Below are 13,953 nucleotides of genomic sequence, written 5' to 3' on the forward strand. Positions count from 1 at the left end.
CATCACTCGGAGGTACTCATTGAACCCGACTGCCAGGCTGCTTAGCTCGCCTTTTGGGCTTGCTGGCAGCGACCGGAACAGGAGCGTTCACACGATTCCAGTACGGCTGAGCCGAATCGATGTGCCGGCTGGCCCGCTCGATCGCTGGCTTAGCCCCATCATCCAGGTACCAGTAGCAATAGGTAATCGCTCGGGTAATCGCTACATATGCTGTACGCAAGGCTTCCTCGCCTTGGGAAGTGTCGTATCCGCAAGGATCACCCGGGCGATTGAGGCCAGCCTGAGCATAAAGGTCATTCTTGGACGGAGAGGACGTTTTGAGGTCGCAATCACCAAGTAGGAAAACAGCTTTGGCTTGCAGTCCCTTTGCAGAATGGTAGGTAAGGAACTTGATCTGGTCAGAGCGCCGTTCCAGCCTGGCTCGCTCACGAAGATCCTCCAGCGCGTCGCGCGCCTCTTCCTTCAAGGAGTTTGAGCGTGTCAGGACGAGGATCGAATCACCTGCATCGTAGTGTCGCTCAACATCGGCTGCGATCTGATTCCAATCCATCTCGCGCACCTCGACTGGTACCTGATGCTCTGCCACAGCTTGGTTTTTCGCAGCTCCCCGCTTACCAGGTATACCACCTGGCGTGCGCTTTACGATTTCTTCTGCGGCATCAATCACCATTTGGTGAGACCGGTGGTTATCCTGCATAAGCACCCGGTTGGGTTCTGGTGATTCGAAGACGTTGTCAAAGTCGATAAGGTAGTGCGGAGAACTACCACGCCAACCATAGACGCTCTGCCAGTCATCGCCGACGGCCATGAGCGAGGCGTACGCCGGCGAACCGTTGGTGGGAACCCTCAAATTCCGTCGCTCGATTTCAGCAAACGTCGCACGTATCCAGGAGATGGTATTAGCGCCGACATCCTGGAACTCGTCGACCAGCAAAGTAGTCATCGGTCGCAGCACATCTGGTGTCAGTGCCCGAAGGTTATGGGGCTTGCGTTCGCTGAAGATGGAGAACATTGTGTTGAAGGTCATCACCGGCGGAGTCATGTTGAACAGCATCCGTGTGAAGTCGTTCCAGTAGATCGCAAGGGCATGGAAGAAGTCACGATCTGCATCGTCTTTGCGTAGGCGCATGGCCAGGATGGCCTCAAAAACATCCAGGCCAAGATTCTCCATGTACGATGCGGCGCTGTAGAACGCCTCGGTGATGTACTGAGGAGCAATGTCACCTTCAAGCTTATAGGTGAATTTTGGGCAGGTGTTTACCAAGCTGCGGATTGCCTCTATCGGACTGGCCGATTCGACATAGCTTTTTAGGTAGATGACTGGTCGAGAGCAATGCGCCTGAAAGAGGATTCGCTTGTTTTTGACGTCCGCGGTGAGGTAGGGAAAGCGCCCCTCCTTTGCCTTCAAATCACTTGGTTCCGACTTATCCACCCCCAAGATGACAAAGGCATCCAGCTCAGGAATGTAGCCGTTGACTTGGAAGTCGTGGCCGAGAAGCTGAACCACTCTGCGCGAAGACTCGATGCCTTCGATCGGCCACTTACCGGCAGCGCGCCACAGTTGCTCTAGGGTGTCGCATATGTCTTCGTCAGCCTTAGCCAAATCGCGCGCCTGCCTTTGCGCCTTCAGTGCGTCAGGGCTATCTGCATTAACCTTCTCCATCGCCAGTGCGTGACGATACAGCTTACCGATGAGCGTTTTGAACGCTGGATTCTTGTCGTAGAGACGCATGTAGCATTCGTTCATCAACTCCAGTTGGGGCTCGCCCACCTTCACCTGAAACATGGAGCCTTTTTCTTTCGTCGTACCGTCCTTTTCCAGGAACTCGAAAGGCTGCACTTGACTCATGTCTGGCAGGCATCGAGCGAAAGACAAAATCCGTGAGTGGAAAGTACGTACGATCTTCAGCGATTCATCATGCGAGATCTCATAGCGCCAATGCTTAAAAACCTCTCGGACTTTCTTAGCGAAATCCTTCTTAGACTCAACCGTAAAGGTGACAACGGTGAGGTTCGAAAAATCGATTCCTAAGTAGTGCCTTAACACAAGAAGTCGCAACACCATGGTCGTGGACTTGCCACTCCCCGCACCGGCAACCACTGATGTGGTAGGCGTCCTCGACAAAATCATCTTCCACTGATCGGCTGAAGGCGGCTGCTTAGGCAATCGATCAGCAACGTCAGCTCTGATTTGTGCCTCCAACTCCTCCGTGATTGGAAAGCGCCAATCTTTAAAGAGCTGGTCTTCCCGGATACCTGGAGCACCAGTCGTGGGTTCGGGGCCAGCCTGAACCTCAACCACCAGCTTGCCTTCGTCAAATCCCTTTTGGTGGCCAGCTTTAAACCCTGCTATCTGCCCTTCCTCAAAGCCAAGGGCTCTACCCTCCTCATGTCCAGTAGCGCGCCCTGCACCAAGACCACGTGCATGCCCTATCTTGTTTCCTAAAGCGACACCCGCTGCCTGACCTACTTTCAATCCTGACTGATATCCGTCCTCTCGCCCCACGACACGACCTGCTCTCCAAGCAGATGCCTGCTGCACTCCTGCGGCATCAAGTAGCCGGTTGACCAGGCGATGCAGCAGACTTTTAGAAAACAATGGCTCAACGGTCTCATCCGCTGATGCGTCAGGCTTTGGGGCATCCACTACAACAAATCTCCATTCTGTGCGACAAAGCCCATCCACCAGATGAAGGGTGGTTATAGGCTCAAATGCGGTGCCTCATTCGAGGCTCAGGCCACGAGAAGCCTACCACCAGAGTGGACGTTTCTCTCACTGCTTCTCGTAAAATGCCCTATCCCGCGAAGCACGCGGTGTGTATCGACCTCCCTCTACCCGTTGTTACGAATACTTATGTCACCGTTAGCAGACTGGGAGCATTCAAACGAACGGCGTGAAAGCCAACAAGGATGCACTATGAAAGAGCCTGAGAAAGCACAAAAAATCTTGGACGCCCTGGATGCACTAAGAAATAGGATGACCGAGGCTAGCGCACTGAGGAGCGCAATCAGTTCCCGTTTTGACAGTGAACTCAGGAAGCTGAAGGAAGAGAAGGAACGTGAAAAAGAACTGGGAATGGAGGATATCCCTCGCTCTGTCCATCACATGATCTATCATGATTTAAGAACAGGCCACGCCAAGACTTATGGCGCAAAGCGCTTATTTTTAGACGATCAGATTAGGTCAGCTCACATCCATAAAAACCGACACTACCAGTGGGTATTGGCAGAAGCTTACGAGGGGTTCGAAGATTTTCTTGAGAACCTTTACGCTGGAATGGGCTACGTCGACTACGATTTCTGGCCTGTTTCAGACTACAAAAACACTCATCGCTCTGATTTACCCACGAAAGACTTTGATTGGTTCTTAAGCCAAGTAGCCATCAAGAAAAGCAAACCAAACAGCATCCTCGCATGCTTCCGAAATAAATTCGACGAACTAAGAAAAATTGAAACCAAAAACAAACTTGACTACCATGTTGGTTTTGACCTCTGCTTAATATCGAAACTGCGTCACTTAATCGTACATAACTCAGGCGTAGTCAAAAATAAAGAGAAGGTAATTGAACGCATCTTTAGAGATTGCGGCATCAATGATAGAGACAAACCAGCACTATCACTAAAAGCCAATAAATTTTTCAGCAAGTTGAAAAGCAGCGAGGAAACGCACGTTTTCCTTCTCGGCCACACCGACCCAACATACGGCATATTTTCAACTTTTAATCTGAGCGACCTGCTGAGTCTCATGATGAGCTATGCACAGATACTAGCCGAATTATCTCTTAAGCATCTATACAACAACAATCTGCTCAAACATAGAGAAAATCAAGAATAAACCTGACTTCCCCTATCAGCACTGCATACGCTTTGAGCACACAGACCTTCGATACGTGCGTCCATCATCCATTACTCAAAAAAGCATCGTCCTCTTAGGCTTAAAGCGAACGCTGTCAAACCAAGACTCAATAAGCCGAATGCGACCATAGACTAATCAGCAGAAAAAATATTGCAACCGCGAGCATCCTAATTAATTTATTCTTTGGCACGCCGCCTCCCAGGGCACCATGTAACGCCCTACGAAATGATTTACTCTGCTCGCAGCTTAACCGCAAAACGCAGCCATGCAAGGAGCGCTCAAGGCCTTCAGGCGGGAGGAGCGACGATCAAAATTAAACTATAAAACAAGCTTCTACGATATAATGATATTGCACAATACACATTTTGAGCCGAGGCTATATACACAACAATGGCCCAAGCTTAGAAAAATCAAGAGATTACGGTTAACGCTAGCGAGGATCTTAACTCTTGAAGCTTTTTTTATTTTAACAAGTCAATTTATGGCTATTAAAGCCGAATACACCTGACGAACGGTAGCCAAAACGAATGGCTTCATCACGTTGCTGCTGAGCTGGTGGTGAGACCGTCAGCCGACGCATTCGCCTTCCTGGTTAAGATCAGCATCTTGTGGCAGCCCAAGAAAGCTGGCATTTTGCCTCTATTTTTTGAGGGTGTTTCTCGATGGCGATTCGGCCGAAAATGCTGATCCGTGGAAAGTCCAAGTAAACCCGTTCCACGGCGCGCGGAAAATATAAGGTCAACTGGCCTAGCGCTGGAGAGGCTCAAGAAGTTTCGCCCAGAACGCCTCTGCAGCACCTTCGTCGCTCAGCTTCTCATCACGAGTATTCCGAGAGAATCCCATCAGAGGCTTGAAGAAGATCGACTGGTCATCCGTGCTCACGGAGAGCATTTCGTTAAATCCATTTGAGGATACTTGAGCCGAGTAGGTGATACCGTTCCGACTGATACCATCCCCCATCCCAATCGCACATTCCGAAGCGACCTTCCCGTCCCGATAGATGGAAGCCGCGAACCGCGTGTCACTCAGTCGTCTCAATGTTGCTTGAATGCCAGGGTTACGCGCCTGAAGTTCAGCTAATGAATTCTCGAAAAAACGCTGGATGTAAGTGAAACCATCATGAGCGAACTGATCAATTTCGAAGTCTGTGAAGGTTTTTCGAAGCCTCAGGTTACTCGAACGCACCGACTCAAACATCGTCGAAATTACCGTGTCCGCTGCGGCACCATGGGCAGCAGATGGTCGATGGGATTGAGCCACTGCACCACGTCCGGGGTTGCTAGGCGATATTTCCTTGATCAGTACTCGAATCTGACGTACCACATCAGTGAAAGCCTCATCAGGGTTCGTCCAACTGGTGATTGGTTTCCCATCCTGAGGCACCGCTAGTAGCTTACCCATCGGACTATGAGTCCAATCACACGCGCGCAGAATGACTGGCACAACCCGGCACTCCCCTGCAGCATGCCGGGCCAGTGCGCGTTGCATCTCTACCGAATAGCAATAGTGAGAGCTCAGGAAGCTGGCACTGACCAACAGCAACACGATATCCGCGGCATCAATTTGCGCATCGATCGCACTGTCTACCTTCTCGCCGGCGACCAAGCGCCGGTCATGCCACGAATCAACCAGCCCCTCGTACCTCAGGGAGGCGAGGTGCTTTTCCAGTTGATTGCGCAGTGCTTCATCATCATGACTGTATGAGAAAAACACTTTTGCCATTACGGCGCTTCCTATGAATTCGTGGCTCCGACGTTATCACGACTCGAACCCGCCTCGGTAGCGAGCCGATTTCACCTCAGAGCTCGACGAACCGGCCAGATTGAGGCTCGTCCAGGCGAGGATCTGGGCGTGACGGCGTTAACGCAGCCGCAGATCGGCTTCTTGCGAAGGTGGAGGCCGCAGATGCGCAGCAGCGCCGGGAAGCGCTCAAGAAAGTTTACGAGCGCTTGGAAGCCAGTAAGGCCGAGCAACCTGCGTAACTTGAACTGCGCACGCTCAACCACGCGCGTCCAGCGCAAGCGCTTGAGTCTACGCAGCCTTTTTGCAATCGTGATGTAGCGCCCCAAGAGTAGCGGCCCTATGATATCAACGCCCTCGCAGCGCCCAGCATTCGGTGCTGCATTACCTGCGCGGAGATGGAATCATGCGCCACTGTTTTTACAGCTTTCACTACGAAGCCGACAATTGGCGAGCGGCCAAGATTCGCTCGATCGGCGCTATCCATGGCGCCCGTGAGGCCTATGACAACGGCTGGGAAGCTGTGAAAAATGGCAGCGAACAGGCAATCAAAAACTGGATTGCCGCCGAAATGAACGGTCGCTCATGCGCAATTGTGCTAATCGGCTCACAAACTGCGGGGCGCAAATGGATCAACTACGAAATTGAGCAAGCCTGGAACAAAGGCATGGGCTTGGTCGGGGTCTACATTCACGGCATAACTGATCGCAACAACCAGTTCTCCAGAGTCGGCTCAAATCCGTTCACCGGCTTCAATGTGGACAATGTCTCTCTTTCCAGCATCGTTCGCACTTACGATCCAGCGGGCTATGACAGCGCCACACGGTACGCAACCATCTCTCAGAATCTTGGCAGGTGGGTCGAAGAAGCGATAGCGATCCGAAAGCGTTACTAACCGCCCTCTCTCGACTCTGCCAATGAGAATCACCATGCAGCACGCCTCTTACTACCTGGCTATTTTCGGCTCGCCTCCCGAAGGCTTCGTTGACGAATTCTACGAAGCCTTGAAAGCGAAACTCGCGGTACTGTCACTCAACCTCGGCGTTGAGGTCGACTGGTACACAGGTATGCCTGACGAGTACCGCGTTGCCAACGGGAAATGCACCGCAGCCCTGTGTTTCCCTCTTCCTAATGGCCAGGACGTACACATTACTAAATTGATGAAGGATAGTGTCCCCGTCATCCCAGTCGCGTCGAAGCTCGGACATCTGGCCGCGGAGTTTCCTCCGTCAGTATCGATCCTCAACGGGCTAGGACTGGACTCATCGGACATCCCGACCATCGTCAACTGCTTGCTGGAATGCGCCTCGCTTTTGCCTCGGCAACGACGCGTTTTCCTGAGCTACAGACGAACGGAATCAACCACCGCAGCGCTGCAGCTCTATGCGGCGCTTTCAGAACGGTTGTTCGACGTTTTCCTCGACACGCATGAGATCTTGCCAGGGGAGCACTTTCAGGAGGTGCTGTGGCAAAAGCTGTGCGACAGCGATGTCATGATCTACCTGGATACCCCGTCCTACTTCGACAGCCGTTGGACAACGGCAGAGTTTGGGCGCGCCGTGTTCCGAGGTGTTCCCATTCTCAGGGCTGGCTGGCCAGAAGTAGATCTCGATGATCGAAGCCAAGCTACGTTGGATTTACGCCTGACCAAAGACGATTTCTTGTCGGATGGCGTGTCGCTCACCAATCAATGCCTCGCACACATCTGCCGATCGGCTGAGGATCTGCGCGCAGAAGGCGTCGCTACCCGCTATCGCCTGCTGATGAACGCATTCGGTACCTCCTTGGAGCGTGCCCAAGCGACAATCGAGGGCTATTCACTCCGACGCAGCCTCACCGTCAAGCCAAAACGTGGAGAGCCAATTTATGTCTATCCAGCGCTCGGCGTGCCGACGACCTACACCCTGCACGACGCCACCCTTGACAATCACCCTGCGCCAGTAGCCGTAGTATATGATAATGCGGGTATTGAAGAACGTAGGTGGCAGACACATATGGAATGGATCAGCAACTACCTCGAAAAGGACGTGCGGTTAGTCGAACCCTATAATTCGGGCTGGCGATTCCTGGACTGGCGAAAATGAAGAAATCAATATTTCTGTCCGCCAGCGTGCCAACCTATGGCAGAGAATTTTTTGATTCTTGCCATCCGTATCAAATACAAATAGCGGTAAGATCACTGTTGCTCCTGGCGCTGGGACGACAGCGCTTGGTATTTGGCGGGCACCCTTCAATCACACCCATGGTTTATGCCGCGGGCAGGAGCTTTGGGCTCAATACCATTGAATGCGTGACCATTTACCAATCCGCATTTTTTGAAGATAAATTCCCTCTTGAGAACCAGGGATTTGCTGACATTCGGTTAATCCCCAAGGAAGCAGACCTCAAAGACAGTATTTTGTCTATGCGCCGGCGAATGCTGGAAGATAACGAATTTGAAGTCGGTATTTTCATAGGCGGCATGAAGGGCATTGTCGACGAATATGAAATGTTCAGAGAAAAAGCCCCTGATGCCAAGGTGATCGCAGTCCGAGCCGGTGGCGGAGCTACCGCGACCCTCCCCTGTACGCAATCAGATCCAGCCATTCAGGAGCTTGAAGAGTCTGGGGACTATTTCTCTCTATTCAACAGCGTTCTAGGCATCGATCCGAATAGCGAACGGATCTTCAGTAACTAAGGAAGATTTTAATGGATCGCGGTTTCAACCTGAGCATTAACACCGGCCCATACCCCGTAGACTTCACAAAAGTCCATGCTTATAAAGATGCAAACCAAAAGCGCGTTGACGACCTCGCCCAGCTAATGATTGATGAGGACACATTCGATGCGTCCCTCATCTTGGAGGCTCTCTTTCCGGCAGTGAAGGCTGACATTTTTTTGTCTCATTCCTCCGCTGACGCAAACGAGGCAATCCAAATCGCACTGGAGCTCCAAGAGAAGTGCGGCTTGAATGTATTTATTGACTCTTGCGTCTGGGGCTCGATCTACGATTTGCTGAAGGCCATCGACAAGTACCGCCGCCGTCAAGGTCAAATCGATTACGATTACGATGAGCGTAATCGCTCGACAGCGCACATACACATGATCCTGACCACCGCCCTGCAACGCATAATTGATCAGACAGATACGATCATCTTCATGAACACGGAGCATTCGATCTCGCTGAAGCACTCAGTAAATGAAGAGCGAAAGACCTTGTCTCCGTGGATACACATGGAGCTCAATTTCAGTACATTGGTACGGCGTCGCTCACGTTACAAAATGGCGATAGAGGGCAAGCGTGCGATGGACGAAGTAGTTTCTAACGAGCATTTCAACGTCGTACATGATGCCCCTACCGGCCACCTAACCTCTATTGCAGAAAGCGATTTTCAAAAGTGGATGCTACAGGCGTCCACCCTTAGAGGCTCGAAAGCCATCGATCTTTTATACCGCAACTTCTGACGGATATACCCCATGGATGCCAAGCTCAAACACCTTGAATTCGTTCAAGGCGTAGTCAATCGCCTTTCTACTAACTCGTTTCTGCTCAAAGGTTGGTCGATCATCCTGATCTCGGCGCTGTTCGCACTGTCCGCCAAAGATTCTGACAAGGGCTTCGCTCTGCTCGCCTACATCCCAGGCATCGCCTTCTGGGGACTGGATGGCTACTTTCTGGCGCTTGAGCGTTGCTACCGCAGGCTCTACGACAAGGTTCGAGCGACTGACAAAAACCAGATCGACTTTCTGATGGTGATCGATAAAGGCCAAGGGTGGAAAAATTGGCTCAAAGCCACGCTATCAAAAACGTTAATCGTCTTCCATGGGGCGGTGTTGGTGGCTATCACTGCAGTGGTGGTGGTCTACGTCATCAACTCCCACACGGCTGCGTAAGGGAGGAGCCCGGACTCGCAATGCCTAGCTCGGGCCTACACCGTTGATCGATCCCGACGTGCTCGCGCGAGCTGGCTACTCGCAGGACAACGCACGATCAAGTGACACTGCGAGCAGTAGGTCGAACACAGCTCGGCGAGGTGCGCTATGGCACCTCGTGTGTGTTCAGCTCCTGTGGATCAACAACCCGAATGCGGCCAGGCAGCCGTGAGGATAAGACGCCCTTTGCGTGTCTACGAAACGAGAATCTTCTCTGGGCATGAATCGGAGGCAAAAAAAAGCCCGCGATGGGGAGAGCGGGCTAGACTCAATCATTAGGTAGCTATCTCAAGGTACGCTGCGCATTGTGAAATTTACGTCATCGATCAAAGATAGATCTTACCGATCCCCGGGAACGGCCCACCCTGGAGCCTACGAAGTGCCTCCAGATCCCTGAGCGGGTCTCGACTCTGTCGACGAGGCCCGCTCAAGCTGTCTTTGTCTACCGTCGGATACAACCCCAGGTACTCCTGCCCTTCGAATTTCTGGTTTTCGTTATCCAGGACAGGGAGGATGGCGACTCTGTCGGGTTTGTGGCCGTCGAAATAGCCCAGCTCCCATGGCATCCACTTCGAATTGGTAGCGTTCTCGGTAGCGATGTAGAGGAGCGTCTCGGACTGTTTCATCCGACCCCGCAGCCGCGCCGCCGTATGCTTGTTAACCTGGCTACGATCCAGTTCAGGATCGTCCACCCAATCGACGTAGACCTTTTTGCCCATTTCCTCCAGCAGCACCTTAACCCCGAGCACCAACTCAGCATCGTTGATCGAGTGGGACAGGAAAACGTCGAACCTGGTCGCCCGCTTACTGGACTCCATCGACTCGGTCATCATCTCGCCGAGGCTGCGATTTCTCATCGCTCGTTTTGCTGCGGCACGTGCCTCAGACTTCGTAAAAAATGCCATTTTTCAATCCATGTAGGTGTTGAGAAGGTGCCAAGAGCCTTCTTACAAGAGCTTTTTACTCCTAGCAGCTGCCTGAGCCCGAAGCCGTCTGAACTGGCCTGGTATCTCGAATTGCCCATACAGGCTATCAAGGGCAGGCTCACCCATTTCATCTAAAAGCTCAATCCAGCCACTGAAAGCTGAACCGTCGACTTTTGGCAGATGGGAATTGAGTGCCTTGTGAGCAAAATCAGGCTGTAAGCGTTTGGCCTGCTCGTGTTCCAATGACAAGACCTCTGGGCTACGGCGTCTGCGGCGAGCAGGCACTCGACGTCTCACCATTGCGCTGAACTGAAGCTCCGAATATATCCAGGGCGAGAATGTGCGATCTGAACCTTCGTAAGCCTTCAAGGGAACGGAATTTTCAGTGTTCAGGAACACGAAAAGCTCTGTTCTATCAATCATCTCCTGAAGCGCACCTACCAGCATCAGATGCACGCCAGCCGAAAGATCGCTTACTTCACGCTCACTCAGTGGCTGTCCGTCTGCTTTTTGGTCTGCGTAAAAAGCCGTCAGGTTCTCAAGAAGATGCTGTGACGCTCCCCAGACACAGGAATCCACGAATACGTTGACGCCGCGGTCACGGAGCTTAATTGCAAGCTCGACAGCCCTTTCCTCGTCAGCATGGGAGTGCGAGAGAAACACGTGCGTCCTGCGCTGCTGAGGGAAGAAATGCCTCGACAGTCGGTCAGCGTCGATTAGACGCTTGCCTTCGAATACATCAACCAGGTAGTCGGAAACCTCACCGAACTGACCTTGCACCTGTTCCTTGAACTTCTGAATTTCCGACGGGGGTACCGAGCTGTAGCTTTTATAGCCGGTCAGTTCAAGCCCTACGTACATACTGAATCCCTTCTGCTCTGTAGTTTCTACGAGGTATTTGAAACTTCCTGTCCCTGATCCGCATAGCGGGCAATGCTAAGCACGCACCTGTAGGAGCAGGTAGGCAACTGCACTCTGAACGCAAACAGGGCAAATTGCCAGCACTTGGACTGGACGGGGTGAACTCAGGCGAGCATCCTTGTGGCATGGAGCTCATGCCTACGTCGGCTGGGTACCGAGGGACTGAAACGCACGACTGCCTATGAGCGTCATTACGCTTAATGACCGAGGACTCCGCATGACCGCAACAGCCCCTGATGCCACTGCTCAAATTGCTTTCTCCATGTTTGAGAACAAAGGCGTCTACGCAGTCCTTGTTGGCTCAGGCGTCTCCCGCTCTGCAGGAATACAGACGGGCTGGGAGATCACAATGGAACTGGTCAAACGCTGGGGCATCGCCACAGGAGCGGGCGATCAGGATGACTGGGTCTCCTGGTATGTCGCGCAGACGAGTGAGCAGCCCAACTACTCCAAGCTGCTTGAGCGCCTGACAGCGACCCAAACCGAACGCAGAGCCATAATTCAGGGCTTTCTCGAACCGAATGAACAGGAGGCCGAGGACGGCCTTAAACTGCCCACACGTGCACACCGAGCTATCGCGAACATGGTCAAGACGGGCCACATTCGCGTGATTGTGACAACGAACTTCGATCGCCTGATGGAAAACGCGCTAAGAGATGTCGGCATCGAACCTGCTGTGGTCAGCTCGGCTGATAGTTTCGCGGGCGCTGAGCCGCTTACCCACTCGAATTGCTACATCCTGAAAATCCATGGCGATTACAAGGATGCCAGGATCCTCAACACGGATGATGAGTTGGGAGACTATCCATCAGCATTCAATACGCTCCTTGATCGCATCATCGATGAGTTTGGGCTGATCGTCGCGGGTTGGTCAGGTGAGTGGGATCATGCGCTGAGAGCCGCGTTCATCAGAGCCCCCTCTCGTCGTTATCCTACATACTGGCTAGCTCGAGGCCGTCCAAGCGAACGCGGCCAAGAGCTCATCACGCAGCGCAGAGCGACCGTGGTGAATGGCTTGGATGCCGACACGTTCTTTGAGGGCTTGAGCTTTAAGCTAGATACCATCCAACAGTCCCGGCAACCCAACCCGGCAGGAATAGAACTGACGCTTGCAATGGCCAAGCGTTTCCTGGCGAGGCCGGAACACCGGATCCAGCTAGATGACCTGATCACAGCACAGACTCAGCGCTCCCTCACACAGCTAGCACCGCTCTTCACTTCACCGCCTCACGGAGATGCACCGAAGGACTTCACAGATCGGGTCGTCAGCTACGAAGCCAATATCGAACCTCTCGCTCGCCTCTGCGCAGTTTTGGGACGCTGGGGAAGCGGTGGCGAGTACCCATTGGTATTGGACGCCATTAAAGGGCTGTATGCCGCATCTCAAAAAGAGCAGTCCGGCTGGCAGCATTGGGTCTCACTGAAGAGCTATCCCGCAACGTTGGTCATCTACGCGTACGGAATGGGGTTAGTCCGGGCTGAACGCCTGACAGAGCTCCGTAAACTGTTCAGCACTCCGCTAATTGCCCGCCACGAAATCCCTAGCACCATAGGGGAAAGGTTCGCTCCGCTGTACGTCGAAGCGGGCATCGGCCTGTTCGACCGCTGGCGAATGTTCGAGGGGCAAGACAGCTCCACTACACCGTTTTGCAACCGCCTCGCTGAAGTACTGGCACCGCGCTGGGCGCCAGATTTTGCAGGTCTGCACGACGCAGGATTGCTCTACGAACGGTTTGAGTTTCTTTCTTTCCTATTCTTCTGCGAAACGCGCCTAATCAGCGAGGAATCGCTGGTCGACATCATTCAAAATCGTAAGATCAGAACCATCGCAGGCGGACGGATCTCATGGCATTCGGAGACCATCAACCGCTTCGCTCACGAGTACGCAACTGAGGAATTCAAGGCCCCTACCCTGGCCGCAGGATTCGCCTTTGGCTCTGAAAACTACCTCTCGCAGATGCTTGAAGGCCTACTGGGGCTCGCGAGATTCCGCTTTTGATGATCAGCTGATCTAGTCGCGACCTACAGGAAGTCCGTAATCTTGCTACTGAAAAGAGATCCAAAATTTGGCTTCATCCGACGCGCGCGTCGGGAACTGACCTATGCCTTTTTCCTCGGTGCCCCGCCCTTCCTTGCATGCGCGTCTCCCCAAGAGGTCAGAGAATTAGTAAACGCCCTCTTGGCGGCTCCTGCCCTGATGTCTTACTACCTCTGGCTGCTTTTCGCCTTCGGCTTGGTGAGTATCTTCATTTTCAGGGTGACGTTCCGGGCGTACCGTCTCATTCGGAAATCTCGCGAGGTACATTCGTTCTTCGTTAACATCGGTGGAAGCCTGCTGACAGCTTTTCGCGCGGCGCTGGGTGCAATGATGGGGTACCTGATGGTGTGGTGCTATCGAGACGTGGAATCCATGAGCGTCGCTGGAACTGCGGGAGTGCTTGGGTATGCATGCATGGCACTCGCGGTATGTGTATGGCTCGCGTGGACTGATGAAACGCTCAGAAATCCTCATGCAGTCAGCCGTTACAGCTGAAGCCCAAACACTATCAGCGGTCAATCGGTGCTCAGCGGCGCGGGAGCATTAGTTTACGCCGATAC

The 13,953-nt window shown here is 52.9% G+C and carries 11 protein-coding genes; 7 read left to right on the forward strand and 4 right to left on the reverse strand.

Going from position 1 to position 13,953, the window contains the following annotated elements; all coding sequences use genetic code 11:
• Positions 1-16: 16 nt before the first annotated feature.
• The gene (locus tag AC1M7R_RS25010) at positions 17-2,647 is read right to left on the reverse strand and encodes a UvrD-helicase domain-containing protein (protein WP_236295283.1); all 2,631 of its coding nucleotides are present in this window, start codon (positions 2,645-2,647) and stop codon (positions 17-19) included.
• A 270-nt stretch (positions 2,648-2,917) separates the two neighbouring features.
• On the opposite strand from AC1M7R_RS25010, the gene AC1M7R_RS25015 reads away from it, so the two are divergent.
• Entirely contained in the window at positions 2,918-3,835 is a 918-nt protein-coding gene (locus AC1M7R_RS25015) for a hypothetical protein (RefSeq protein WP_490610039.1), read from the forward strand.
• Positions 3,836-4,603: 768 nt separating this feature from the next.
• Here AC1M7R_RS25015 and AC1M7R_RS25020 read toward each other — a convergent pair.
• The gene (locus AC1M7R_RS25020; RefSeq protein WP_236295281.1) at positions 4,604-5,578 is read right to left on the reverse strand and encodes a toll/interleukin-1 receptor domain-containing protein; all 975 of its coding nucleotides are present in this window, start codon (positions 5,576-5,578) and stop codon (positions 4,604-4,606) included.
• 424 nt (positions 5,579-6,002) lie between these two features.
• Here AC1M7R_RS25020 and AC1M7R_RS25025 point away from each other — a divergent pair, with 424 nt between their 5' ends.
• Genes AC1M7R_RS25025 through AC1M7R_RS25045 form a run of 5 tightly spaced genes read left to right on the forward strand, consistent with a single transcriptional unit; the run spans position 6,003 to position 9,469 of the window.
• Positions 6,003-6,491, forward strand: coding sequence for a TIR domain-containing protein (locus AC1M7R_RS25025; protein WP_490610040.1), 489 nt, complete (start codon positions 6,003-6,005; stop codon positions 6,489-6,491).
• Between the two features lie 34 nt (positions 6,492-6,525).
• Complete coding sequence (gene thcB4 / locus AC1M7R_RS25030) at positions 6,526-7,680, forward strand: Thoeris type III anti-phage system protein ThcB4 (RefSeq protein WP_490610041.1); 1,155 nt, start codon at positions 6,526-6,528, stop codon at positions 7,678-7,680.
• The gene (thcA, locus tag AC1M7R_RS25035) at positions 7,677-8,273 is read left to right on the forward strand and encodes a Thoeris type III anti-phage system protein ThcA (RefSeq protein ID WP_490610042.1); all 597 of its coding nucleotides are present in this window, start codon (positions 7,677-7,679) and stop codon (positions 8,271-8,273) included. The genes thcB4 and thcA overlap by 4 nt, the downstream gene beginning before the upstream one ends.
• A gap of 11 nt (positions 8,274-8,284) precedes the next feature.
• The gene (locus AC1M7R_RS25040) at positions 8,285-9,040 is read left to right on the forward strand and encodes a toll/interleukin-1 receptor domain-containing protein (RefSeq protein WP_236295277.1); all 756 of its coding nucleotides are present in this window, start codon (positions 8,285-8,287) and stop codon (positions 9,038-9,040) included.
• A 12-nt stretch (positions 9,041-9,052) separates the two neighbouring features.
• Positions 9,053-9,469 carry a hypothetical protein gene (locus AC1M7R_RS25045; protein ID WP_236295276.1) on the forward strand — a complete coding sequence of 139 codons (417 nt, stop codon included), beginning with the start codon at positions 9,053-9,055 and terminating at the stop codon, positions 9,467-9,469.
• Between the two features lie 365 nt (positions 9,470-9,834).
• Here AC1M7R_RS25045 and AC1M7R_RS25050 read toward each other — a convergent pair whose 3' ends face one another.
• Positions 9,835-10,413 (reverse strand): toll/interleukin-1 receptor domain-containing protein, encoded by a 579-nt coding sequence (locus AC1M7R_RS25050; RefSeq protein ID WP_236295275.1) that lies wholly within the window; start codon positions 10,411-10,413, stop codon positions 9,835-9,837.
• A 42-nt stretch (positions 10,414-10,455) separates the two neighbouring features.
• Positions 10,456-11,295 carry a ubiquitin family protein gene (locus AC1M7R_RS25055; protein ID WP_490610043.1) on the reverse strand — a complete coding sequence of 280 codons (840 nt, stop codon included), beginning with the start codon at positions 11,293-11,295 and terminating at the stop codon, positions 10,456-10,458.
• A 277-nt stretch (positions 11,296-11,572) separates the two neighbouring features.
• Between AC1M7R_RS25055 and AC1M7R_RS25060 the strand changes: the two genes are divergently transcribed.
• Positions 11,573-13,354 carry an SIR2 family protein gene (locus AC1M7R_RS25060; RefSeq protein WP_490610044.1) on the forward strand — a complete coding sequence of 594 codons (1,782 nt, stop codon included), beginning with the start codon at positions 11,573-11,575 and terminating at the stop codon, positions 13,352-13,354.
• Positions 13,355-13,953 lie beyond the last annotated feature (599 nt).

This window comes from Pseudomonas sp. MS01C9, from assembly GCF_058202755.1.